22 protein-coding genes are annotated in these 24682 nt (G+C 61.7%); 10 read left to right on the plus strand and 12 right to left on the minus strand.

Annotated elements, in window-relative coordinates; translation table 11 throughout:
* Positions 1-364 precede the first annotated feature (364 nt).
* The gene (locus JV201_RS12420) at positions 365-1051 is read left to right on the plus strand and encodes a M24 family metallopeptidase (RefSeq protein WP_087694233.1); all 687 of its coding nucleotides are present in this window, start codon (positions 365-367) and stop codon (positions 1049-1051) included.
* 62 nt (positions 1052-1113) lie between these two features.
* Here JV201_RS12420 and JV201_RS12425 read toward each other — a convergent pair whose 3' ends face one another.
* Genes JV201_RS12425 through JV201_RS12440 form a run of 4 tightly spaced genes read right to left on the minus strand, consistent with a single transcriptional unit; the run spans position 1114 to position 4572 of the window.
* Positions 1114-2379, minus strand: a complete 1266-nt coding sequence (locus tag JV201_RS12425) for an FAD-binding oxidoreductase (protein ID WP_219406990.1) — start codon at positions 2377-2379, stop codon at positions 1114-1116.
* Positions 2376-3128, minus strand: a complete 753-nt coding sequence (locus JV201_RS12430) for an amino acid ABC transporter ATP-binding protein (protein WP_087694235.1) — start codon at positions 3126-3128, stop codon at positions 2376-2378. Before JV201_RS12430 ends, JV201_RS12425 begins: the two co-directional genes overlap by 4 nt.
* On the minus strand, positions 3125-3793 hold the full coding sequence (locus JV201_RS12435; RefSeq protein WP_219406991.1) for an amino acid ABC transporter permease: 669 nt from the start codon (positions 3791-3793) through the stop codon (positions 3125-3127). Before JV201_RS12435 ends, JV201_RS12430 begins: the two co-directional genes overlap by 4 nt.
* Positions 3790-4572 carry an ABC transporter substrate-binding protein gene (locus tag JV201_RS12440; RefSeq protein ID WP_134326359.1) on the minus strand — a complete coding sequence of 261 codons (783 nt, stop codon included), beginning with the start codon at positions 4570-4572 and terminating at the stop codon, positions 3790-3792. Before JV201_RS12440 ends, JV201_RS12435 begins: the two co-directional genes overlap by 4 nt.
* Before the next feature lie 215 nt (positions 4573-4787).
* Between JV201_RS12440 and JV201_RS12445 the strand changes: the two genes are divergently transcribed.
* Positions 4788-5567 carry an IclR family transcriptional regulator gene (locus JV201_RS12445; RefSeq protein ID WP_008435411.1) on the plus strand — a complete coding sequence of 260 codons (780 nt, stop codon included), beginning with the start codon at positions 4788-4790 and terminating at the stop codon, positions 5565-5567.
* A gap of 213 nt (positions 5568-5780) precedes the next feature.
* Here the strand turns inward: JV201_RS12445 and JV201_RS12450 are convergent, their stop codons facing one another.
* Together JV201_RS12450 and JV201_RS12455 are read right to left on the minus strand one after the other, a co-directional pair.
* Positions 5781-7025, minus strand: a complete 1245-nt coding sequence (locus JV201_RS12450) for a saccharopine dehydrogenase family protein (protein WP_003211412.1) — start codon at positions 7023-7025, stop codon at positions 5781-5783.
* 29 nt (positions 7026-7054) lie between these two features.
* Complete coding sequence (locus JV201_RS12455; protein ID WP_178912863.1) at positions 7055-8152, minus strand: carboxynorspermidine decarboxylase; 1098 nt, start codon at positions 8150-8152, stop codon at positions 7055-7057.
* 184 nt (positions 8153-8336) lie between these two features.
* On the opposite strand from JV201_RS12455, the gene JV201_RS12460 reads away from it, so the two are divergent.
* Positions 8337-8999 carry a DUF2268 domain-containing putative Zn-dependent protease gene (locus JV201_RS12460; protein WP_214498899.1) on the plus strand — a complete coding sequence of 221 codons (663 nt, stop codon included), beginning with the start codon at positions 8337-8339 and terminating at the stop codon, positions 8997-8999.
* Between the two features lie 218 nt (positions 9000-9217).
* On the opposite strand, the gene JV201_RS12465 is transcribed toward JV201_RS12460, so the two are convergent.
* The 4 genes from JV201_RS12465 to JV201_RS12480 form a co-directional block, all read right to left on the minus strand.
* Positions 9218-9691 (minus strand): GNAT family N-acetyltransferase, encoded by a 474-nt coding sequence (locus JV201_RS12465; RefSeq protein WP_003210233.1) that lies wholly within the window; start codon positions 9689-9691, stop codon positions 9218-9220.
* Positions 9684-10076: a GFA family protein gene (locus JV201_RS12470; protein WP_003210231.1), complete on the minus strand. Its 393-nt coding sequence runs from the start codon at positions 10074-10076 to the stop codon at positions 9684-9686. The genes JV201_RS12465 and JV201_RS12470 overlap by 8 nt, the downstream gene beginning before the upstream one ends.
* A gap of 75 nt (positions 10077-10151) precedes the next feature.
* Positions 10152-11240: a polyamine ABC transporter substrate-binding protein gene (locus JV201_RS12475; RefSeq protein ID WP_003210229.1), complete on the minus strand. Its 1089-nt coding sequence runs from the start codon at positions 11238-11240 to the stop codon at positions 10152-10154.
* Between the two features lie 29 nt (positions 11241-11269).
* Positions 11270-12571: an FAD-binding oxidoreductase gene (locus JV201_RS12480; protein WP_003210227.1), complete on the minus strand. Its 1302-nt coding sequence runs from the start codon at positions 12569-12571 to the stop codon at positions 11270-11272.
* A 117-nt stretch (positions 12572-12688) separates the two neighbouring features.
* On the opposite strand from JV201_RS12480, the gene JV201_RS12485 reads away from it, so the two are divergent.
* The 6 genes from JV201_RS12485 (at position 12689) to JV201_RS12510 (ending at position 21343) form a co-directional block, all read left to right on the plus strand.
* Positions 12689-13579, plus strand: a complete 891-nt coding sequence (locus JV201_RS12485) for a LysR substrate-binding domain-containing protein (RefSeq protein ID WP_219406992.1) — start codon at positions 12689-12691, stop codon at positions 13577-13579.
* Positions 13580-13600: 21 nt separating this feature from the next.
* Positions 13601-14446 carry a LysR family transcriptional regulator gene (locus JV201_RS12490; RefSeq protein WP_257903314.1) on the plus strand — a complete coding sequence of 282 codons (846 nt, stop codon included), beginning with the start codon at positions 13601-13603 and terminating at the stop codon, positions 14444-14446.
* 388 nt (positions 14447-14834) lie between these two features.
* The gene (metE, locus tag JV201_RS12495) at positions 14835-17123 is read left to right on the plus strand and encodes a 5-methyltetrahydropteroyltriglutamate--homocysteine S-methyltransferase (RefSeq protein ID WP_219406993.1); all 2289 of its coding nucleotides are present in this window, start codon (positions 14835-14837) and stop codon (positions 17121-17123) included.
* A 248-nt stretch (positions 17124-17371) separates the two neighbouring features.
* Positions 17372-17869 carry a sigma-70 family RNA polymerase sigma factor gene (locus JV201_RS12500; RefSeq protein ID WP_102606001.1) on the plus strand — a complete coding sequence of 166 codons (498 nt, stop codon included), beginning with the start codon at positions 17372-17374 and terminating at the stop codon, positions 17867-17869.
* Positions 17866-18813 carry a FecR domain-containing protein gene (locus JV201_RS12505; protein WP_219406994.1) on the plus strand — a complete coding sequence of 316 codons (948 nt, stop codon included), beginning with the start codon at positions 17866-17868 and terminating at the stop codon, positions 18811-18813. The genes JV201_RS12500 and JV201_RS12505 overlap by 4 nt, the downstream gene beginning before the upstream one ends.
* Positions 18814-18901: 88 nt before the next feature.
* On the plus strand, positions 18902-21343 hold the full coding sequence (locus tag JV201_RS12510; RefSeq protein ID WP_219406995.1) for a TonB-dependent receptor: 2442 nt from the start codon (positions 18902-18904) through the stop codon (positions 21341-21343).
* A gap of 187 nt (positions 21344-21530) precedes the next feature.
* Here JV201_RS12510 and JV201_RS12515 read toward each other — a convergent pair whose 3' ends face one another.
* The gene (locus JV201_RS12515; RefSeq protein ID WP_219406996.1) at positions 21531-22589 is read right to left on the minus strand and encodes a HoxN/HupN/NixA family nickel/cobalt transporter; all 1059 of its coding nucleotides are present in this window, start codon (positions 22587-22589) and stop codon (positions 21531-21533) included.
* Between the two features lie 127 nt (positions 22590-22716).
* Between JV201_RS12515 and JV201_RS12520 the strand changes: the two genes are divergently transcribed.
* Positions 22717-23241: a DUF924 family protein gene (locus JV201_RS12520; RefSeq protein WP_008435398.1), complete on the plus strand. Its 525-nt coding sequence runs from the start codon at positions 22717-22719 to the stop codon at positions 23239-23241.
* Here the strand turns inward: JV201_RS12520 and JV201_RS12525 are convergent.
* Positions 23238-24668: a hypothetical protein gene (locus tag JV201_RS12525; RefSeq protein WP_177008613.1), complete on the minus strand. Its 1431-nt coding sequence runs from the start codon at positions 24666-24668 to the stop codon at positions 23238-23240. The genes JV201_RS12520 and JV201_RS12525 overlap by 4 nt on opposite strands.
* Positions 24669-24682 lie beyond the last annotated feature (14 nt).

A 24682-nucleotide genomic window follows, 5' to 3' on the forward strand; every position in this document is an offset into this window, starting at 1 on the left:
CGGACGGTCAAATCCGGTCGCTGAATTGGCAGCGACTGCGGGAGGTTAGTCAGCCCGGGTCCGACCGACAACCTGAAACAGTTGTCGGAAAAATCCGAGCATGTCTCCCTCAGTCAGAGACGGTCCATGTTGCACAATCGTGTGGTCCAGGCCACCGCCAAGTCGGTGCTCCGGCTATTGATCGCTCCCACGCTCTGCGTGGGAGCGCTGCCCTGGACGCTCTGCGTCTGCCTTTGTGACGCGGAGCGTCACGGTCTGCATTCCCACGCGGAGCGTGGGAACGAGCTTAAAATCCGAGTGCGTCTCCCTGTCGAGGAGAGTGCTGCTACCATCGACGCAATCCCTCATCAGTCAGAGACAATCCATGTTGCCTAATCGCGTGGTCCAGGCCGCCGCCAAGTCGGTGCTACAGCAGCTCGTTACGCGGATCACGCCACAGTCCACCGAAGCCTCCATCGCCGAAATGGCGACGCAGATGCTCGCGGATTCCGGTTATCCGCAGACCTGGTATTACGACTGCCCGGCCTTCGTATTGCTGGGTTCGCGCAGTGCGCTTTCGGTGTCGGGACGCGACTATCGGCCCAGTGATGAAGCCGTTGGTTTACACAATCTGATCACGGTGGATTTGAGCCCGAGAGCAGGCAATGTGTGGGGCGACTGTGCCCGCTCTTTCTATGTGGAGGAGGGCGTGTGCCGGGCGGTGCCGGTGGGGGCCGAGTTCAGCAGGGGTTATGAAGTCGAGCACCTGCTACACGCGATGATGCGCACATTCGCCCGGCCTGAAACCACGTTCAACGATCTCCACGCGTTCGCCAATGACCTGATCGCATCCGAGGGTTTCGAGAACCTCGATTTCGCCGGCAACGTCGGCCACAGCATCTGCGAGCAGCGTGACCAAAGGCTCTACATCGAGGCGGGCAATCATCGGCGCCTGGAGGAGGTGACGTGCTTTACCTTCGAGCCGCATGCTCGCGAGCGAGGCGGTCGCTGGGGCTACAAGCATGAAAATATCTATTTCTTCAGTGATGAGGGAAAGGTCTGCGAGCTTTGACGAAGGCGCCGGTCTCCTGAGGACACGCGGCGCCTTCGGTTTTTTCGCGAGCAAGCTCGCTCCTACAGGGAGAGGCGATCCAGCAGGCTGTACCACGCCACGCCCGCGCCGATGTATAAGCGTTGCAAGCCATGCAGTGGCAACCGCTGCAAAGGCGTTACCGGGTAAGCGAAGTCGGAGCGGCTGTCACACAGGCGCCCGGCCAATTGCTGGCCGAGGCTGGTGCACAAGGCAATCCCGCGTCCGTTGCAGCCCAATGCCAGGGTCAGGCCGGGTGCGGGCTCGTGGACGTGGGGCATAAAGTCCCGGGTGATCGCGATCCGGCCCGCCCAGCGGTACTCGAAGTCCAGCTTGCCCAGCTGCGGAAACAGCAGTGCCAGCGAACGTTCCAGGTGCGCAAAATCCGCGGGCCCGGTGGGATCTTCGAACAACCCGCGCCCGCCCATCAGCAGGCGGCCATGGGCATCCTTGCGAAAGTAAAGCAACAGGCGCTGTGCGGTTGAGACGGTTTCCTGCCCCGGCAAAATGCTCTCGGCCGCAGGCCCCCTCAAGGGCCGGGTGGCGACGATAAAACTGTTGGCCGCGAGCACACTCTGGGCCATGCCGGGCCACAAGTCGCCGCTGTAGCCGTTGGTGGCCAGTACCACCTGGCCGGCCGACACCTGCGCGCCGCTCGCGGTCTGCAACTTCCAGCCCGCGCCCGCCTGTTGCATCGCGGTCACTGCGCTCTGCCCATGAATGCGCACGCCCGCCGCCTGGGCTGCACGCACCAGGCCCCGAGCATAGGCCAAGGGTTGGATGGCACCCGCGCGACCGTCCAGCCAGCCACCGGCAAACGCCTGGCTGCCCATGCGGGCGGACACCGCGCCGGCATCCAGGCGCTGCACCGGCACCCCGCGACGTGCCCACTGTTCGGCCCGGGCGTGCAGGCCCTCCACGCCTTTTTCGGAATAGGAAACCTGCATCCAGCCCTTGCGTGTGGGCGCACAGTCAATGCCATGGCGCTCGATCAGGTTGAACACCAGGTCGGCAGAGTTGGACACGGTGTTGATCAGTGGCTCGGCGCGCTCGGCACCGTACATCTGCACCAGTTGATCCGGGTCGTATTTGAGTGTCGGGTTGACCTGCCCACCATTGCGCCCGGACGCGCCCCAGCCGGGCTCGTTGGCCTCCAGCACGCACACGCTCACGCCGCGCTCCGCCAGGTGCAGCGCCGTGGACAAGCCGGTATACCCGGCGCCGACGATGGCCACGTCCACCTTCAATGACTCAGCCAACGCGGGTGTTTGCGGTGCAGCGGGCGCCGTCGCGGCCCAGAGTGACTTCATGGCAGGCTCCGGGTGTTGGCCGTCGGGTGCAGCACGCGGCGCAGGAAGTCCTGGGTGCGCGGTTGTTGCGGGTTGCCCAGCACCTGCTCGGCCGGCCCGCTCTCCACGATGTAGCCGCCGTGCAGGAAGCACACGCGGTCGGCCACTTCCCGGGCAAAGCCCATTTCGTGGGTCACCACGATCATGGTCATGCCTTCGTCCGCGAGAGTGCGCATCACCTCCAGCACATCGCCCACCAGTTCCGGGTCGAGGGCCGAAGTGGGTTCGTCGAACAGCATGGCGTCGGGTTTCATCGCCAGTGCGCGGGCGATGGCAACCCGCTGTTGCTGGCCGCCGGAGAGTTGTTCCGGGTAGGCATCGGCCTTGGCCGACAGGCCGACTTTATCCAGCAGCGCCAAGGCTTCTTCCCGGGCCTGTTGCAGCGGTTCGCCCTTGACGTACACCGGGCCTTCCATCACGTTTTCCAGCACGGTGCGATGGGGGAACAGGTTGAAGCGCTGGAACACCATGCCCATGCGGCTGCGCAGGGCGTGTACGGTCTTGCTGCCACGTTGCACGGTTTCGCCGAACACGTTGATGGTGCCGCCATCGTAGGCTTCCAGGGCGTTGATGCAGCGCAGCAAGGTGGATTTGCCCGAGCCGGACGGGCCGATCAGGCACACCACTTCGCCCTTGGCCACGTCCAGGTCGACGCCGTGCAGCACGCGATGGGTGCCGTAGTGCTTTTGCAGTTGGCGAATCTCGATCATGCTTTTTTCCTCCGGCCCAGGTGCTGTTCCATGCGGCGCAGGCCATACACCAGCGGCAGGCTCATCAGCAGGTAGAGCAGGGCGACCAGGGTGTAGACGGTCATGTTCTGGAAGGTGGACGAGGCGATCAGTTGGCCCAGGCGCGTCATCTCGGCCACGGTGATGGTCGACACCAGCGATGAGTCCTTGAGCATCATCACCAGGGTGTTGCCGTAGGGCGGCAAGGCGATGCGAAACGCCTGGGGCAGGATCACCCGGCGCATCATCAGCACCGAGCGCATGCCCAGGGCTTCGGCGGCTTCACGCTGGCCCTGTTCGACGGCGATGATGCCGGTACGGAAGTTCTCCGCCTGGTACGCCGAGTAGGCGATGCCCATGCCGATCACACCTGCCTGGAATGCACTGAGGTGCACGCCCATGTCCGGCAACACGAAGTAGATGTAGAACAGCTGCACGATGATCGGCAGGCCGCGAATCACATTGATCACGGTGCTCGCCGCCCACGACAGCGCCTTGATCGGCGACAGTTTGAGCAGCGCCAGCACCAGGCCGATAGCGCTGCTGAGCAGGAACGACAGCACGGTGATCTGGATCGTCACCCAGGCGCCTTGCAGCAGGATCGGCAGGAAGTCCTGGGCGTTTTGCAGGAATTCAGCCGGGTTCATGGCTGCACCCGGGCATCGAGCCCCCACTTCTTCAGGATCGCGTCCAGGGTGCCGTCGGCCTTGATGCTGGCGATGGCCTGGTTCAGGCGTTCGAGGGTTTCGCTGTCGCCTTTGCGCACCACCAGGCACACCTCGCCGACGTTGACCGGCTTGTAGTCGGCGGCGAGCTTCACGCCCTTGAACAGCTTCTGGCGGATCTGGTACGCCACCACCGGCTGGTCACCCACGGCGGCCTTGATGCGGCCCAGGCTCAGGTCGCGGACCATTTCGCCGATGGAGTCGTAGGTGCGGATTTCCTTGAAGATTCCCAGCTTGTTGAGCATGTCGTAGAAGATCGTGCCGGCTTGTACACCCACTACCTGGTCCTTCAAGGAGCTGAGGTCGGTATAGGTCGCGTTGTCGTCGGCACTCACGATCAGCCCTTCACCGTAGGCGTACACCGGCGCGCTGAAGTCCACCACCTGGGCACGCTCCGGGGTCTTGAGCATGCCGGCGGCGATGAAGTCGAGCTTGCCCGAGGTGAGGGACGGGATCAGCGCGGCAAAGTTGGTCTGCTCGATTTCGCTGGTGAAACCACCTGCCTTGCCCACTGCGTTGGCGACGTCGACCATCACGCCCTGGATGCTGTTGCTCTTGATGTCGAGGAAGGTGAACGGCGAACCGCTGGCCGTTGCACCGACTTTGTACGAGGCTGCACCGGCGGCGTGCACGGTGGCCACGCAAAAGGTGGCGCAAAGACCGAAGGCGAGGCGGCGAAACAAGGGCGAAAGACTGTTCATCGGGTTACTCCAGAAGGAAAACGGATCGTCAGTACCGCGAGCGGTTACCGAGCAAACCGCAAGCTCTGTGCCATTTCGATTAAACAAAATCGTTTTAAGCTATGGAAATTGAAGAAAATGAACCATTCGTATCGGTATGCGATTTTTAGTGGTCGAATTTCGCGATTTCGTGTAGAAATATCGCCACGCTTGATCGACCTGACCGCGAGTTCGCCATGTCCGAAGAACGCAACAGCTTGCACAACCAATCCCTGGAAAAGGGCCTGTCGGTGCTCAAGGCATTCAGCGCACAGCGCCGCAGCATGAGCCTTGCAGAGGTGGCCGAGGCCGCCGGCATGACCAAAAGCTCGGCCCAGCGCATGGTGTTTACCCTCGAGAGCCTGGGTTACCTTCGGAAACACTCGCGCACCCGTCATTACCAACTCACACCACGGGTGCTGGAGTTGGGCTTCAGTTATCTGGATGCGCATTCGCTGATTGAAGTGGCCAACCCGTTCCTCTCGGAATTGACCCGCCTGACGGGAGAAACCTCGTGCCTGACCGAGCCTGCGGGTTACGACATGACGTATATCGCGCGGTTTGTCAGCTCGGGCTTCGTGCCGGTACACATGCCGATTGGCTCGCGGGTGCCGATGTATTGCACGGCGTCGGGGCGCGCGTATCTGAGTGCGTTGCCGCAGGATGAGGCGCTGGCATTGATCGAGCACAGCCAGCGGGTGGCGCACACCAGCCAGACGTTGACTGAGGTCGACAGGATCATGGAGTCGTTGCAGCAGGTGCGCGAGCAGGGCTATGCGGTGAATGGCCAGGAACTGTTCCTGGGGGACATGACCATCGGCGCGCCGGTGCTGGGGGCGAACGGTCGGCCGGTGGCGGCGGTGCATGTGGTGGCGCCGACCAGTCGCTGGAGCCGGGCGGATGCAGAGAAGCAGTTGGCGCCGGCGTTGTTGCAGTGCTCAAGGGCGTTGAGCAATTCGGCGCGTAATCTTGAATAGCCCGCTCTCAAGAACACAGCAAATCCAAAATGTGGGAGCGGGCTTGCTCGCGAATGCGGTGTATCAGTCGCCAGATGCAGTGACTGGCACACCGCATTCGCGAGCAAGCCCGCTCCCACATTTTGATCTTCATTGTTCTTTGATATTTATGTGAGCCCCAACAAAAAATGCGCCCCTGAGGGCGCATTTTTTTGTTCGGTCAACTATCGCCTGTCAGGCAATCGCATCCCAGGCACGGTCACCGTTCTCGTCTTTGATCCGAGTCGGCAAGCCCATCACGTCCAGCGCCTTCAGGAACGGCTCAGCCGGCAGTTCCTCGACGTTGGCCATGTGCTTCACGTCCCACTCGCCACGGGCAACCAGCAGCGCTGCGGCTACCGGCGGTACGCCGGCGGTGTAGGAAATGCCCTGGCTGTCGGTCTCGGCGAAGGCTTCTTCGTGGCAGGCCACGTTGTAGATGAACAGCTCGCGTGGCTGGCCATCCTTGGTGCCCTTGACCAGGTCGCCGATGCAGGTCTTGCCGGTGTAGCCAGGCGCCAGCGACGACGGGTCGGGCAGCACGGCCTTGACCAGTTTCAGCGGCACGACTTCCAGGCCTTCGGCGGTGGTGACCGGTTTTTCGGAGAGCAGGCCGAGGTTTTTCAGCACGGTGAACACGTTGATGTAGTGTTCGCCGAAGCTCATCCAGAAACGCACATTGGGCACGTCGAGGTTTTTCGACAGCGAGTGCACTTCATCGTGGCCGGTCAGGTACAGGTTCTGCGAACCGACCACAGGCAGGTCGTCGGTGCGTTTGACTTCGAACATGGTGTTGCTGGTCCACTGGCTGTTCTGCCAGCTCCACACCTGTCCGGTGAATTCGCGGAAGTTGATTTCCGGGTCGAAATTGGTGGCGAAATATTTGCCATGGGAGCCGGCATTGACGTCGAGAATGTCGATCGAATCAATGCGGTCGAAATGCTTTTGTTGCGCCAGCGCTGCATAAGCGTTGACCACACCCGGGTCGAAGCCCACGCCAAGGATGGCCGTGATGTTCTTCTGTTTGCACTCTTCCAGGTGGTTCCATTCGTAGTTGCCGTACCACGGCGGGGTCTCGCAGACCTTGCCCGGCTCTTCGTGGATGGCGGTGTCGAGGTACGCCACGCCGGTGTCGATGCAGGCACGCAATACCGACATGTTGAGGAACGCGGAACCGACGTTGATGACGATCTGCGATTCAGTCTCGCGGATCAGTGCCTTGGTCGCTTCCACGTCCAAAGCGTTCAGCGCGAAGGCCTGGATGTCGGCGGGTACCTTGAGGCTACCCTTGGCCTTGACGCTGTCGATGATGGCCTGGCATTTGGAGATGTTGCGCGACGCGATAGCAATACGACCGAGTTCGTCGTTGTGCTGCGCGCACTTGTGGGCCACCACCTTGGCGACACCTCCTGCACCAATGATAAGAACGTTCTTTTTCAATTGCTTTATCTCTCCTTTATCTGTCCGCTTTACGAAAGGCTGGACAGGTAGTCGTCGTAACCAAATTCACGAACCACTTCGACTGTACCGTCGAGTTGTTTCACTACGATGGACGGCATTTTCAGGCCGTTGAACCAGTTTTTCTTGACCATGGTGTAGCCTGCCGTGTCGATGAACGACAGTCGATCGCCGATGGCCAGCGGCTGATCAAATTGGTACTCACCGAAGATGTCCCCGGCCAGGCACGACTTGCCGCACACCATGTAGGTGTGTTCGCCATTGCTTGGCGCCAGCTTGGCGTTGAGGCGATATATCAGCAGGTCCAGCAGGTGGGCTTCGATGGAGCTGTCTACCACGGCGAGGTTCTTGCCGTTGTAGAGGGTGTCGAGCACGGTCACTTCCAGGGAGGCGCTGTTGGTGATCGCCGCTTCGCCGGGTTCCAGGTACACCTGCACGTCGTACTTCTGCGAGAACGCCTTGAGGCGCTGGCAGAAGGCGTCGATGGCATAGCCTTCACCGGTGAAGTGGATGCCGCCGCCGAGGCTGACCCAGTTGACCTTGTGCAGCAGCGCGCCGAAGCGTTCTTCGATGGTGTTGAGCATCTGGTCGAACAGGTTGAAATCACCGTTCTCGCAGTTGTTGTGGAACATGAAGCCGGAGATTTGCTCGATCACATCTTCGATCTTCACCGGGTCCCACTCGCCCAGACGGCTGAACGGGCGCGCCGGGTCGGCCAGCAGGTAGTCGGAGCTGCTCACTTGCGGGTTGACGCGCAGGCCACGGGTCTTGCCTTCGCTGCGCTCGGCAAAGCGCTGCAGTTGGCTGATGGAGTTGAAGATGATCTTGTCGCAGTTGTCGAGCATCTCTTCGATTTCATCGTCGGCCCAGGCCACGCTGTAGGCGTGGGCTTCACCTTCGAACTTCTGGCGACCCAGCTTGAGCTCGTACAGCGACGACGAGGTGGTGCCGTCCATGTATTCCTGCATCAGGTCGAACACAGACCAGGTGGCGAAGCATTTGAGGGCCAGAAGAGCCTTGGCGCCGGACTGTTCGCGCACGTAGGCGATCTTCTGCATGTTGACCAGAAGCTTCTGTTTGTCGATGAGGTAGTACGGCGTTTTGATCATTTTCAGAGCCTGCGGCGGTGCCTGCCAAAAAAGGACACGCATTGTGCCCGCACTTGGGACAGATCGAAAGGTTAGTCAGCGGAATTTGCTGGCCCGGTTATAAGCTGGCCTGTGAATATGACAGCCCGTAGGTATGATGAGCCGCTTTGATAACGGACCACGGCTTGGGCGACGAGAGGTGAGAATGGACGCATGGACGCTGCATTGGCTGGAAGCTTCGGGGAGCCTGGCGCAGTTTCGCCCGGAGTTGATCCGAGAGTTTGAGGTTGCCTACGAGGCAATCGCGCAACTGCTGCCGCCGCCGCGGCTGGACATTCTGATCCAGCGGTTGCCGGGGGAGACCCTTCCGGAACTCGGCCTGATGGGCCGTGCTTATCGCAGCACGATGTTCAGCATGACCCTTGATCCCGATAACCCGAATTTCCTCACCAGCCTGCGAAGCGGTGCATTGCGTCGACACGTGGTGCATGAGGTGCACCATTGCCTGCGCATGGCGGGCCCCGGTTATGGCTGGACGCTGGGGGAGGCGATGGTCAGTGAGGGCCTGGCCGGGCAGTTTGTGCGGCAGGTGCTGGGCAGTGAGCCGGAGTTGTGGGAGCGGGCGCTTGCCCCCCAGGAACTGCTGAGTGCCCCGGTAGACCGCCAGCTTCTAGACGCCACGTATTACGATCACAGTGAATGGTTCTTTGGTACCGGCGCGCGGCCAAGATGGCTGGGATACACGCTGGGCTACCAGATGGTGGAGGCCTGGCTGGCAAAACAGGGCGAGGTGGACGCCGCCACATGGGTCAATGTACCCGCCCAAGACATACTCGCCAACGCCGCCAAAGCGGGGTTGGTGGCCTGACTTTGAAATACAAGCCCACCAAACAACCCCTATCCCCTGTGGGAGCTGTCGAGCCTCAGCGAGGCTGCGAAGGCGGCGGCACAGCCGATAAATAAGCTGCCTGACACACCGCTATCGCAGCCTCGCTAAAGCTCGACAGCTCCCACATGACAAAAACGCACCCACACTGACATCAAACCGTCATCTCCCCCGAACGTATTCAGGCCGGTTGTCGTTGATCACCTGCATGAAGCCTCCTGATCAATTAATGATTTAGCGTGAGTTGCATGTTCGTCCTGTACCGGCTCAAACCCGCAGCGCAGATAAAAGCTTGCGCCCTCGTGGGTGTCGGTAGACAGGCGCACGACATGGAAGGATTGCGCAGCGCGTGCCAAAAGCTGGCCTACCAACGCTTTGCCCACCTGGCGTCCCCTTGATGCCTGTGCGACGTACACCCGGCGCAGCCTGCCAACCTCCGGACCGGCGTAAGGGTCATGGGACAAACCGCCAACGGCGATCAACTGCCCGTTGCTGAATACACCCAAAAGACATTCGCCTGGCTGGTCAAAACGGTTGGCGCCGCTGGACCACTCCGCAACGAGTCGCGTGAGAAACCTGAATCCTTCGGCGACGGCTTCTGCTTCCAATACCAGGATCTCTTCGGGCAACGCCGAGAGGGTGCGTATCGACAAACCATCCTCTGATTCAGCCACTGCGATTCTCCAGATCCAGCCAAGCGGCCTTGGAGTCAACGCAGGAGTGCTCCTGCTTGCCAGGCAAGAGCGGCGTATCGAGTGTAGCGATTGCTATCGAGACCCAGTCTGGGTAAACACCATTGATATCGGACCAGAACATCGACGAGCCGCAGCGTGAGCAAAACTCACGAAACACACCCTCGGAAGATTCATAAGCCTTGAGCGTTTGCAGCGAAGACTCGATGTGCACCGACGATTTCGGAGCACTCGCGTATGTCGCGAAGGCGGAGCCATGACTCTTTTGGCATTTTTTGCAGTGGCAATGCGTCACAGCTTTCAGCGGTGTCGATACTCGGTAGCTGACCGCGCCGCACAGGCAGCTACCCTGGTGAAGTCCTTCCATGTTGATTCAATCCCAAGCTCAATGGAGTGACTATACCGCTCTCCCATGAGCCTTGAGCAAGTCCGGTTTTCGGTATCACGTATTGGTCTTCAACTTGGTCCACAACCGAGTGGCCAGCCGCGCAATCGCTGGCGGCAGGTCCTCCACGATAAACAGCTTGTCCATCACGCTTTTCGGCGGGTAGATCGCCAGGTCTTGCTTCACCTCAGGGGTCACCAGCTCATCCGCCGCGCTGTTGGGGTTGGCGTAGTGGATGCTGTTGCTAATGTTGGCAATCACCTTGGGCTCCAGCAGGTAATTCATATAGGCATAGCCGTTTTTCTCGTGCGGTGCACCCTTGGGCATCACCACCATGTCCAGCCACAATGTCGAGCCTTCGTCCGGGATCGAGTAGGCGATGCTGATACCGTTTTTCGCTTCCCTGGCGCTGGCGGCAGCCTGTACCACGTCGCCGTTAAAGCCGATCACTGCGCAGATATTGCCGTTCGCCAGGTCGCTGATGTACTTGGAGGCATGGAAGTACTGGATGTAGGGGCGGATTTTCAACAGCGCCTGCTCGGCCTTTTTGTAGTCGGCCGGTTCGTGGCTGTGGTGCGGCAGGCCCAGGTAGTTGAGGGTGATCGGCAGGATCTGCGTGGGGTTGTCGATAATCGCCACGCCGCAGGCGCTGAGTTTCTTGATGTTGTTTTCATCAAAGAACAGGCTCCAGGAATGGGTGACGTCGGTGGTGCCGAAGATCGCCTTGATCTTCTCGACGTTGTAGCCAATCCCCGCCGTGCCCCACATATACGGGAAGCCGTACTGGTTGCCCGGGTCGTTGGTCTCCAGCTTTTTCATCAGCAACGGGTCGAGGTTTTTCCAGTTGGGCAGTTGGCTTCGGTCGAGCTTCTGGATCGCCCCGGCCTTGATCAGCCGCGAGAGGAAGTGGTTGGACGGGCTCACCACGTCATAACCGGTATTGCCGGTCATCAGCTTGGATTCCAGCACTTCATTGCTGTCGTGAATGTCGTAGGTCGCCTTGATCCCGGTCGCTTTGGTAAAACTGGTCAAGGTGTCATCGGCGATGTAGCCGTTCCAGTTGGAAATGTTCACTTCTTCGGCGGCGTACACAGCCGCCGGGAGCGCGCTGAGGATGACCGCCAGGGACAGACTGTTGATGTGCATGTGAATCACCTTTATCGAGGTTTCTTGTTCTAGATTTCTGTCCGTGCTCGAACCGTTTCCACGCCCATACGCAGCATGGCACCGATGTCGAACAACGGCCGGGGTGGCAGCCAGCCGGGCTGTGCCCTGTGCATCACAGAGTGCAGGAGCGAGGAAGTCTGGCCCGACGCCCACTCGGCCAGCAGTCGACCCCACAGCGTGCCGCGGGCCACGCCTGAACCGTTGCAGCCCGCGACGGCATACAGGTTGCTTTCGACCCGCGCGAAATACGGTTGACCGCTGCGGGAGGCGCTCAAGTGGCCGGTCCAGGTGTAGTGGATGTCTTGTTCGGTCAGCCACGGGAAGCGTCGCTGCATGCCCTTTACATGGTGTTGGCGCCGGTGCAACAGGTCGCCGTTGGACAAGTCCCGGGTGCGGTACTCCGCTGTGTTGCGGATCATCACCCGATGGTCCGGTGTCAGGCGCACCGTGGCACCCAGTGGCCGCGTGGACAGCACGCCCCACGGTTCCACTGCGCCGATCCGGCGGTATTCCTCATCGCTGAGAGGGCGGGTGAGGCTGGCGCTGAGTTCCATCGGGAACGTCGCACTGGCCTCAAGGCCCACCCGTGGAATAAAGGCGTTGAGGCACACCAGCACCTGGCCGGCTTCAATGCAGGCGTCCAGGCCGTTGGCGCGAATGCCGCCATTGGCCATGCGCTCAAGGCCGGTGATGTCGGTGTTCTCATAAAGCGTCACGTTGTCCGGCAGCGCTTCGAGCAAACCCTTCACATACTTCGCCGGTTGCAGCAAGGCGTTGCCGTGGCCGCACCAGATGGCGGCCTGGTAATGCTCGGTGCCGAGTGTCTGCGCGAGTGCGGCACCTTGCAGGAACTGCGCTGAAGCACCCGCGGCACGCAAGGTCGCCAACTTGGCATCCACATGCGCAAGCTTGTCGCGATCGTGCACGGCGAAGTAGTAGCCGCTGTCCCGAAAGTCGCAGTCGATGGCATGGCGGGCGATGCGCTCGCGCACTTCATCGCTGGCTGCGCGGGAGATCGCGGTGTCCACCTCAAAGTCAGCGAAGCCTGCGTTGCCCATCAGTTCACTTGCAGCGGGATGCTCATGGGCCACCACAAAACCGGAATTACGCGCTGAGGCACCTTGGGCGGCGCGCTGGCGGTCGACGATCACGATGCGCGCCTCGGGGTGCATCTCGGCCAGGTTGTGCGCCGCACACAAACCGGTGATGCCGGCGCCGATCACCAGCCAGTCGGCTTTTTGTAGGCCGGTGAGTCGGTCCCGGGCGGGGAGGCTTTCAGTCTGGGCAATCCAGCCACATGTGTTTTCCATGAAGATCCTCGGCTGTATGCGTTGCTGGCATAAATAAGTTCGGGCTGCAGCTGGAATCTATAGGGCCTGCGGTGATACAACCAACGTTATAAAATCATCCAGCCATTCGGAAAACGCATGGATAACATCCGTCACGTGCCTTCGCTGCAGGGCCTTCAGGCGTTGGTTGAAGTCAGCGACTGCGCGAGCTTCACCGTGGCTGCGCAGAAGCTGTGCCTGACCCAAAGCGCGGTGAGCCGCAAAATCCAGCAACTGGAAAGCCATTTCGGCGTGCCGATGTTCACCCGGACCAGCCGCAGCCTGCGCCTGACCTCCGAAGGTGAGCAGGTGCTGGCCAGTGCCCGGAGCATCCTGGCGCAACTGAAGGGGCTGGAGGATCGGCTCTCGCCTCGTAAACGTCCGTTTCGCATCCGCCTGCATGTGTCGCTGGCGGTGCGCTGGCTGCTGCCCAAGCTCAGCGATTTCTATCGCAACCATCCCGATATTTCCCTGGCAATCGAGACCGTCGCCACCGAGGTGGTCGAGCCGGCGAGTGACAGCGATGCCTACATCCTTTACCTGCCCAAGCCCGACAACGATCCTGCGCGGCTGACCTTGTTCCACGAATCATTGGTGCCGGTCTGCGCGCCGGGTTTGGGGCCACTGGCTTCCGTGGAACAGCTCGAACACTTTGCGCTGCTGCATCGTTCAGCCGACAAGCAGGACTGGATGAACTGGCTGGCGGCCAATGGCGCGCGGTCGCTGGACGACTACCGGCATATCCCGTTCAACCTTGACGAATTGGCGCTGGATGCCGCCGCGCGCGGGCTTGGGGTGGCGATGACGGATCTGACGCTGGCGGCCGAGTCGATCGAACGGGGTGTGTTGGTGGTGCCGTTTGGTCAGCCGCTGGTGACCGGCGGGGTGTATGCATTGTGCTTGCAGTCATCGGCGGCGTCACACCCAGGCTGCGTGCTCATCATGCAGTGGTTTGGTCAGCAGGCGCGGCATGCTAACGTCACGTCTTGACTCTCTATCGCCAGCCCATCCATGAAAATGCCCGATATCGACGCCATCCAGGCGTTCGTCCTGGTCGCCGAACTCAAGAGCTTTACCCGCGCTGCCGATGCCATCGGCGGCACCCAGGTGGCTATCAGCCTGAAGATAAAACGCCTCGAAGAAAGCCTTGGCCGCAAGCTGCTGGAGCGCACGCCGCGACGGGTCACGCTGTCGGCCCATGGCCAGATGTTTTTGGCCAGCGCCCGCCGCTTGCTGGACAACTACCAGGATGCGATGAACTGTTTTGGCCCGCAGAAACGCACCTTGCGCGTGGGCGTCAGCCACCACATTGTCGGCGCCGATCTCAGCCTGTGGCTGCGACGTTTGGCGACCACCGACCCGGACGTGATCGTGGCGTTCAGCCTCGGCACCTCGCGGGATATGTTGATGAACTACGAGCAGGGCAAGCTGGATGTGGCGATGATCCTGCGGCACGACAACCGTCGCCAGGACGGCGAAGTGGTGGGCATCGAACGCTTTGGCTGGATGGCTTCCCACGACTTCGAATTGCGCCAGGGCGGGGCGTTGCCCCTGGCGATCCAGCCGGAACCCTGCGGCATGCGCAGCATGGTGATGGCGGCGCTGGCCGAGCAGAACCGTGCCTGGGAAGAGGCGTTCGTGGGCAGCGGGATCCTGGCGATCGGCGCTGCTGTGGTGGCGGGGATTGGCATCGGTGCGATGGTTGGGCGGATGGCGCCCGGTGGCTGCGTCGACGTGGAGCAGCGTTTCGACCTGCCGCCGCTGCCCAGTCGTGAAGTGGTGCTGTATACCGCGCAGCGGGACTCTCAGGCGCAAGCGTTGATCCGCACGTTGAGCGCCGATATTCCCGCCGATTGAACTAGAAAATCAGACGCCCGGCCCAGGCCATCAGCAGCGCCAGGCTGCCGATGCCGAGGAGTGTGAGCCCAAGGGCTACGAAGTGAACGAGGAGGGTGGTCAGTGGCTGCTGCTGTTCCATGTGGGGGCTTCCTTGGGGCTTGGGAAGCAAAAGTATGCTGAGCGGCCGTGCACCGAAACAGACGCTGCCAGCTATTTCAGTGATAAGCAAAACGAAGCCCCACCCACTCCCGTGCGCATGGAGCGTGAGCGCCGCGCGATCACTCAAGCCTGGGCGGTGCATTTCATCATGAGTGGAACTTGTGATCATCTCAAATAAAATGAGTTTGTCTCACTATCACTCGATCCCGACAATGGCTCCCATACAAACACATTGGAGCTTTACGTCATGGCTGTTGCCCATTCCCTTGGATTCCCGCGCATTGGTCGCGATCGTGAACTGAAAAAAGCGCAGGAAGCGTTTTGGAAGGGCGAGCTCGACGAAGCCGGCCTGCGCGCCGTAGGTCGTGAACTGCGCAAGACGCACTGGGACCTGCAAAAGAAAGCCGGCATCGAACTGTTGCCCGCCGGTGACTTCGCCTGGTATGACCAGGTACTGACTCACTCGCTGATGTTCGGTGTGATCCCCGAGCGTTTCCGCCCGGCCGACGGCAAAGCCACCCTGCACACCCTGTTCGGCATGGCCCGTGGCGTCAGTGACAACTGCTGCGGCGGTGCCCACGCCCAGGAAATGACCAAGTGGTTCGACACCAACTATCACTACCTGGTCCCTGAATTCAGCGCCGACCAGCAATTCCAGCTGGGTTGGGAGCAACTGTTCGAAGAGGTCAAGGAAGCCCGCGACCTCGGCCACACCGTCAAGCCGGTGGTCATCGGCCCGCTGACCTACCTGTGGCTGGGCAAGGCCAAGGGTGGTGATTTCGACAAACTCGACCTGCTGGACCGCCTTCTGCCGCTGTACGGTCAGATCTTCCAGCGCCTGGCGGACCTGGGCGTGGAGTGGGTGCAGATCGACGAGCCGATCCTGGTGCTGGAACTGCCGCAGGATTGGAAAAACGCTTTCGAGCGTGCCTACAACCTGATCCAGCGCGACCCGCTGAAGAAGCTGGTGGCCACCTATTTTGGCGGCCTGGAAGAAAACCTCGGCCTGGCAGCCAACCTGCCGGTGGACGGCCTGCACATCGACCTGGTGCGTGCACCGGATCAGTACCCGACCATCCTCGATCGCCTGCCGGCTTATAAGGTGCTGTCCCTGGGCGTGGTCAACGGCCGTAACGTATGGCGCTGCGACCTGGAAAAAGCCCTGGCCACCTTGCAGCATGCTCATGAGCGCCTGGGGGATCGCCTGTGGGTGGCGCCATCCTGCTCGTTGCTGCACAGCCCGGTGGACCTGGGCCGGGAAGACAAGCTGGATGCCGAGCTGAAAAGCTGGCTGGCGTTTGCCGTGCAGAAGTGCGAAGAGGTGGCGGTGCTGGCCCAGGCCGTGAACCAGCCTGAAGCGCCGAACGTGATCGCTGCCCTGGCCGAAAGCCGTGCCGTGCAGGCGGCCCGTGCCGCTTCGCCGCGTATCCACAAGCCGGCGGTGCAAGCCCGTGTGGCGGCGATCACCGCCAAGGACAGCCAGCGTGACTCGCTGTTTGCCCAACGTATCGAGAAACAGCGTGCCGGCCTGAACCTGCCGCTGTTCCCGACCACCACCATCGGTTCGTTCCCGCAAACCGCTTCGATCCGCCTGGCTCGCCAGTCCTACAAGGCCGGCAAGTTGAGCGAAGCCGAATACGTCGAAGCCATGCACAGCGAGATCCGCCACGCTGTCGAAGTGCAGGAAAACCTTGGCCTGGACGTGCTGGTGCATGGTGAAGCCGAGCGTAACGACATGGTCGAATACTTCGCCGAACAGTTGGACGGTTATGTATTTACCCGCTTCGGCTGGGTGCAGAGCTACGGTTCCCGTTGTGTGAAACCGGCGGTGATTTTCGGTGACCTGAGTCGTCCGAAAGCCATGACCGTGGAGTGGATCCGCTACGCCCAGGGCCTCACCAACAAGGTGATGAAGGGCATGCTGACCGGCCCGGTGACCATGCTGATGTGGTCGTTCCCCCGTGAAGACGTGAGCCGCGAAGAACAGGCGCGGCAACTCGCCCTGGCGATTCGTGACGAAGTGGTGGACCTGGAAGCCGCCGGGATCAAGATCGTGCAGATCGACGAAGCCGCGTTCCGCGAAGGCTTGCCGTTGCGCCAGGCGCAGTGGAAGGAATACCTGGATTGGGCCACTGAAGTGTTCCGCCTGTGCGCCTCCGGCGTGCGTGACGAAACCCAGATCCACACCCACATGTGCTACAGCGAATTCAACGATGTGATCGAGTCTATCGCGGCGATGGATGCCGACGTGATCACCATCGAAACCTCGCGCTCGGACATGGAACTGCTGGAGGCATTCGAAGCCTTCGCTTACCCGAACGACATTGGCCCAGGTGTGTATGACATCCACTCGCCACGGGTGCCGGATGCCTCGGAAATGGCCAACCTGCTGCGCAAGGCAGCCAAACGCATCCCGGCCGAACGCCTGTGGGTCAACCCGGATTGCGGCCTGAAAACCCGTGGCTGGCCGGAGACTGAAGCGGCACTGATTCACATGGTGACTGCGGCGCGTCAACTACGGGCCGAACTGGCCTGATCCAGACACCCGGAATCAAACGCCGGGTGAAGATCAAAAATGTGGGAGCGGGCTTGCTCGCGAATATGGAGTATCAGCCGCTGGAGATGTCGACTGACCCACCGCATTCGCGAGCAAGCCCGCTCCCACATTGGGTCACCGGCGTTATCAAAATCATGAAATTGCCAGCATTACCCCGCGCAGACTAGAATGCGATCAATTCTTAATTACGCTTGGGCCCCACCGCCCGGCGCGCCCCGGTGATCGGCATGTCGTCTCCCCTCAATCTGCATATCCAGGACCTGTACTGCGAACACCATGGATGGTTGCACCGTTGGCTGGACCGCAAGCTGGGCAACGCCAGCGATGCCGCGGACCTGGCCCATGACACGTTCATGCGCCTGCTCACCCGGCAAACCACCGGCAACCTGGGCGCCGAGCCACGGGCATTGCTGACCCATATCGCCAAGGGCCTGATGATCGACAGCTGGCGCCGCCAGGAAGTGGAACGCGCCTACCTGGAAACCATCGCCCACCTGCCCGAACAGCATGTACCTTCGCCGGAAACCCGCTGGCTGATCCTCGAAGCGCTGTACCGCATTGAGGCGATGCTGCGGGATCTGCCGGAAAAAACCCGCCAGGCCTTCCTGATGTCGCAGATCGACGGCCTGACCTATCAGCAGATCGCCGATGCCCTGGGTGTGTCGCTGATTTCGGTCAAACGCTACATGCGCGATGCCTTCCTGGCCTGCCTGAGCGTGGCATGAGCCAGTCGATTGATCCGCTGATCCTCGGTGAGGCCGCCGACTGGATGGTGCAGCTGCAATCCGGCAGCGCCACCGATGAGGACCGCCGCGCCATCGCCCAGTGGCAGGGCCGCAGCGCCCAGCATGCCCAGGCCTGGCAACGGGCGCAGGCGATTCTGGGGGACTTCAACAGCGTGCCGGCGGCGATTGCCGGCGATACCTTGAAGCGCATCGGGCGCAAAAAATCCCTCGGCCGACGCCAGGCGCTCGGGTTGTTGCTGGCGGCCGGCCCGGCGGCCTGGCTGGCGTATCGGCAGGTGCCGTGGCAGCAGTGGACCGCCGACCAGCACACGGCCATCGGCGAACAAAGGAACCTCACCTTGCCCGACGGCACACGCATGCTGATCAACACCGGCAGCTCGCTGAATATCGCGTTCTCCGAGCAGGTGCGGCGTATCGAGCTGCTCAAGGGCGAAGTGCTGATCACCACCGCCAATGATTCGGCCCATCGCCCGTTCATCGTCCAGACCCGCCACGGTACCGCCAGGGCCTTGGGCACCCGATTCAGCGTGCGGGTGGGTGAGCAGGCAAGCCGAGTGGCCGTGACCGAAGGCGCGGTGGAGTTGTTGGCGGCGCATGCCGGCCAGGGGGTGATCGTCAAGGCGGGCGAGCAGGGCGCCTTCAGTGTTGACCGGGTAGCCGCCGTCGAGCCGCTGGACGTCAGCACCCTGACCTGGGAGAACGGCATGCTGCTGGCCCAGCATATGCGCCTGGCGGACCTGCTGGATGAGCTGGGGCGTTATCGCGCCGGCGTATTGCGCTGCCATGTCTCGGTTGCCGACCTCACGGTGTCGGGTGCGTTTCCCCTGCGCGACACCGATGCCAGCCTGCACCTGTTGCAGGAAACCTTGCCGGTCAAGGTCAGCAGCCTGACGGGGTATTGGGTGACGGTCGAGCCGCGCTGATCTTTTTCAACTTTCGCTGATACCTTTTTCGTTGTCGCCCGGTGTAGGGGAGAACCCTCAACATTGCTCCGCGCCGACAGGAATGCCCATGACCGCCAGACCGCTCCCGTATTGCCCCCGTCCGTTGAAGGCACTGAGCCTGGCGGTCGCCCTTGCCGCCGTCGCACCGTTGCAGAACGCCCAGGCAGAAGACGCTGCGCCAAGCAGTGCGGCGCGCAGCTATAACATCGCGCCGGGGCCGCTGGGGAATGTGCTGGCGCAGTTTGCGGCGTTGTCCGGGGTGCCGTTGTCGTTCGATTCCACGTTGCTCAACGATCAACAAAGCCCGGGGCTGCAAGGCAGCTACAGCGCACAATCGGGTTTTGCCCAGTTGCTGCAAGGCAGCGGCTACACCCTGCAAGGCACCGGCACCAACGGTTATACCGTGGTGCCCCAGGCCAGCGGCGGTGCGTTGGAGTTGGGCGCCACCACCATCAGCGGTGAAGCGAGCGGGGCGCAGGCAGACACGTATGCCGGTGGCCAGGTGGCACGTTCTGCACGCCTCGGCGTGTTGGGCAATCGGTCCATCAACGACGTGCCATTCAGCGTGGTCAGCTACACCTCGAAAACCATCGCCGACCAACAAGCGCGAACCGTCGGCGACGTATTGCTCAACGACGCGTCGGTGCGCCAGTCGTCCGGGTTTGGCAACTTCTCCCAGGTGTTCACCATTCGCGGGCTGCCGCTGAGCACCGATGACATCTCATTCAACGGCCTGTACGGCGTGCTGCCCCGGCAGATCATCACTACCGAAGCCCTGGAACGGGTGGAGTTGTTCAAGGGCCCGAATGCCTTCGTCAACGGCGTGTCGCCCTCGGGCAGCGGGATCGGCGGCAGCGTCAACCTGGTGCCCAAGCGCGCTGAAGACACGCCCACCCGCAGCGTCACCCTCGATTACGCCAGCGACAGCCAGGCCGGCGGCCACATCGACCTCGGCCAACGCTTTGGCGAAGACAACCGCTTTGGCGCCCGGGTCAACCTGGCGCGGCACGGCGGCGAAACCGCTGTGGATGACGAAAACAAAAGCTCGCAGTTGATCGCCGTTGCCCTGGATTATCGCGGCGAGCGCTTGCGGGTCTCCACCGACTTTGGCTACCAGAAAGAACGCATCAATAACGGCCGCTCGGTGGTCTACCTGACCGGCACCAAAGTGCCCAGCCCGCCGTCGGCCAAGGACAACTACGCCCAGGACTGGAGCTGGTCGCAGCTGGAAGACACCTACGGCATGGTCAACGCCGAATATGACTTGAACGATAACTGGACGGTCTACGCGGCAGGTGGCGCCAAGCACACTCGGGAGAACGGCCAGTATTCGTCGCTGTATGTCGCCAACGATGGCAGCGCCAAGGTGGGCTTCCTCTATTCACCCCATGACGAAGACAACAAAAGCGCCATGGCCGGCTTGAACGGGCACTTTGCGACGGGGCCGGTGACCCATCAGATGAACTTCGGGCTGTCGGGGATCTGGGGCGAGCAGCGCTCGTCCTACGAGGCGATCCTGCAAGCCAACCGCCAGCCCGGCAACCTGTACGACCCGACGCAAACGCCGCGACCTACCAACACCTATTTCGGCAATGATATTCACGACCCGCGGGTTGTCGGCAAGAACCGCATCAAGAGTGCGGCGGTGTCCGACACCCTGGGCTTTTTGGATGATCGGGTGCTGTTGACCCTGGGCGTGCGGCGCCAGACCATCGAGGTGGACAGTTGGAACACGGCCACGGGGGCACGGGGTACACCGTACTCCGAGTCCATCACCACACCGGTCTATGGCCTGGTGATCAAGCCATGGGAGCACGTGTCGTTCTACGCCAACCGTATCGAAGGCCTGGCCCAGGGCCCGACGGCGCCACTCACGAACGTGACCAACCCCGGCGAAGTCTTCCCGCCCAAGCGCAGCAAGCAGACGGAAGCCGGGGTGAAGCTGGACTGGGAAAACTATGGCGCCACGCTGGGTGTGTACCGCATCGAACAGCCGAACAACGCGACCACCCGGTTCCCGGGCCAGAAGTTCGACACCTTCACTGTCGACGGTGAACAGATCAACAAAGGTGTGGAACTCAACGTGTTCGGCGAGCCCATCGACGGCCTGCGCCTGCTGGCCGGTGCCACCTGGATGGACACCGAACAGAAGAGCACTTCCAACGGCGCCACCGACGGCAACCGCGCCGCGGGTGTGCCGCGCTTCCAGTACAACATCGGTGCGGATTGGGATGTGCCGGGCATCCAGGGTGCGGCGGTCAGCGCACGGATGCTGCGCCCCGGTGGCGAATACGTCAACGCCGCCAACAGCCTGAGCATCCCGGCCTGGACCCGCGTCGACCTGGGGGCGCGTTATGGCTTCAAGGCGGATGACAAATACATCACCCTGCGCGCCAACGTCGAAAACGTAGCGAACAAGGCGTACTGGTCGTCGGCGTCGACGGCCAATAACTACCTGACCCAGGGTGAGCCGCGGACAGTGAAATTGTCGGCGACGGTGGATTTCTGAGCCTGGAAAACCCTATCGGGTGAATGGACAACCCGTGGCGAGGGAGCTTGCTCCCGCTGGGCTGCGAAGCTGCCCCAAAAAAAGGACACGGTGTTCTTTCAGGTGGCTCTCGATTGCCTTATTGGGGCCGCTTCGCGACCCAGCGGGAGCAAGCTCCCTCGCCACAACAAGGCTGAATGTCCCTCGGTCAACCCGCGTTCACATCAATCCGGTCAAAGCCCTTGAGGCGATACAGCATCACCGAGATCGCCCAACTGGCCACGAAGATCCCGATGATCATGTAGCCCAGCATCCCGAAACTGTCGTTCAGCGAGCCGATAAAACTCCAGAACGATCCCTTCAGGTCCAACTGGTCACCCATCAACCCCAACGCCTCGATACTGCCGATCACCACCGCAACCACCACCGATACCAGGGTGATGGTCATGTTGTAGTAGATCTTGCGGATCGGCTTCATGTACGCCCAGCCGTATGCCCCCAGCATCAGGTGACCGTCCAGCGTGTCCACCAGGGACATGCCGGCGCTGAACAGCAGCGGGAACACCATGATCGCCCACGGCGACAGCCCTTGAGAGGCCTGGGTCGCAGAAATCCCCAACAGGCCGATCTCGGTGGCCGTATCAAAGCCCAGGCCGAACAGGAAACCCAACGGGTACATGTGCCAGCTGCGGCTGATCAGGCGAAACACCGGGCGGAAAATCCGCGCCATGAAACCCCGGTCCGCCAGCAGCAGGTCGAAGTCGTCCTCCACATACGCACCGCCCTGGCGCACATGGCGCCAGGCCTTGTAGATCGCGTGCAGGATCACCAGGTTCATCAAGGCGATGACCAACAGGAACGAGGCCGAGACCGACGTGCCGATCACCCCGCCGATGGCCTTGAACCCTTCAAACCGCGCCTGCATCATCGAGGCCGCAAAAGCGACGCCAATGTATGCCAGGACCACCACCGAAGAATGTCCCAGGGAGAAAAAGAAGCCCACCGCCACCGGACGTTTCTTTTCCTGCATCAGCTTGCGGGTCACGTTGTCGATGGCGGCGATATGGTCGGCATCCACCGCATGCCGCAGCCCGAAACCGTAGGCCAGGAGCGCGGTGCCGAGCAGCACCGGGTGCTCATGGAACGCCACCAGCGCCCAGATCCAGGCGACGACGTTAATGCCGATCAACAAGCCGTAGATGCCAAACAGCTTGGCGCGAACCCGGGTGCTGGAGTCACTGAAAATCTGGGCAAGGCGTAGGATCATCAACACTACCTGTGTGCGGTGGAAACATTCAGACACGTTCCGAAACTTTATAGATTTTGTTTAGAGTGATGATGAAATTTGTGGAGTGAGTGAGGAGAGGATTGTGACGACGATGGAAAATGCAGCAATGGCGGTTATTGAGTTCTGGAAACAGGCGGGGCCCAAGCTCTGGTTTGCCAAGGATGAAGGGTTTGACCGGCGTTTTCGCGAGGCTTTCTACACCACGCATTTGCAGGCGGCCCGGCGCGAACTGGAGAGCTGGATGCAAACGCCGGAGGGCGCGCTGGCGTTGCTGTTGCTGCTGGACCAGTTCCCGCGCAATACCTTCCGTGGCACGGCGCATATGTTCGCCACCGACCCGCTGGCGCGTTTGTACGCGCGGCAGATGGTCGAGGCGGGGATGGACAAGTCGATCGAAACCCCGTTGCGGGCGTTTTGTTATTTGCCCTTCGAGCATTCTGAAGATCCCGGGGATCAACAGCTGTCGGTGGCCCTGAACAAGGACCTTGATGCCAATACCTACCGCTGGGCCAAGGAGCACGCCCGCATCATCGAGCGGTTCGGACGCTTTCCTCATCGTAATGAGGTGTTGGCCAGGGTCACGACAGAGGAGGAGCGGGCGTTCCTGGAGGACGGTGGCTTTTCGGGCTAGGCCTCGGGTTCAGCCACTAAGTCTCTGACGCCCGCCTGGCGAAAACGCCGCACACCCTTGAGATCAATCGCCCAACGCAACGCTTCAGTCGCCGACGGACGTTCGCCTTGGGTAATTGCCGCGTCATCGGTGGTCAGCTTATTCAGGTAGCCCCTGGCGCCGCCGCGTTCGCTCCAGTAATGGGTGTGGCTGAGCCAGGACCTGGCGAGCCAGCCTTTCCATTTGCCCACGCTGACCGGCAGGTCCAGTACGCCGGGGCCCATCACCGGGCTGACCGGGCCGCCGACGATGTCGCCAAACAGGCCCAGGGGCGCGGGGAAGTAGAGGTTGGTCCAACGGGTCACGGCGAAGGCCGCAGCATGGTGCAAGTACAGGGGTGAAAATGGGCGACCGCCCACCGTGACGGGCAGCCGGCCGCTGTAGCCGTAGCCCTTATCGTCGAGCGTCGGCGGGCAGGCGGGGGCTTCGCGGCGTTCGATGCGGCGCTTGAAGTCGCTCACGCTGCGGCCCAGCAACAGGCTGGCGTGGGCCATCGGGCTGCCGAGGGTGACGAGGTCGGTGATGCGCCACGGGTTGCCGAGGTTGCGTTGTTCGATAAACGCTTCGGCTTGCTGTTCGCGGAACCTGAGGAGGCTTTGCAGGCGGCCGTCGAGGGCGTTTCCAGCCTTTGGCAGGGTGTCCTGGACCACCGGTTGCAGTCGCTCGTGATTGGCGTAGCGGGCGGCGAGTTCCGGGCCGCCGGGGCGTAACTGATCGTGATGCTCGTGCCACAGGTAGCCGACGATGTCGTAGGCAATCACGCTGCCCAAACTGTGGCCGACGACGATGATGCGGTCGTAATCACCCTTGTCATGCAGGGCGCGCAGCAGGTCGACGCCATCGGCGCGGATCTGTTCGCGCACCACCACGTTCTGCGGGTTGGGGCTCAGGTAGCGGGCGGCATCGCCAAGGTATGACAGTGCCGAGTACTTCAGGGCCAGGCCGATCACCGCCAGCAGCACCGGGATCAGGGCGAAGGGGTTGTCGCTGTGGGGGAATCGGCCATACAGCGTCGCCAGGGTTCCGCTGACCAGCAGCACGAGCAGGGCCAGCAAGGCCCAGCGCGTGGCGCGCCAGATCGGCACGATGGCCGTCGGGATATCCCGGCGCGGGCGCTTGAAAATGTCCCATAGCCAACTGAGCAGGTGCCCGACCTTGGTGCCCTGCATCTTGTGGGCCCAGTAGTACTCGTAGAAATCGGTGGTGTTGCGACCCGCCGACTTCAACACGCGCAAATCGAAGTTGCGCGAAAACCGGTCGGGTTTGCTCCAGTAGAAAGGCGTCGCCTCGGGGGTGTCCGCCGGGATCGCCGCTTCGACGAAGCCACGCAGGGTATCCATCGGGCGCTGCTCGCCGATTCCGTGGATGACTACAACCGCTTGTTTCATCTAGTGATCGTTCC

The organism is Pseudomonas sp. Colony2, from assembly GCF_019382755.1.
Lineage (GTDB): Bacteria > Pseudomonadota > Gammaproteobacteria > Pseudomonadales > Pseudomonadaceae > Aquipseudomonas.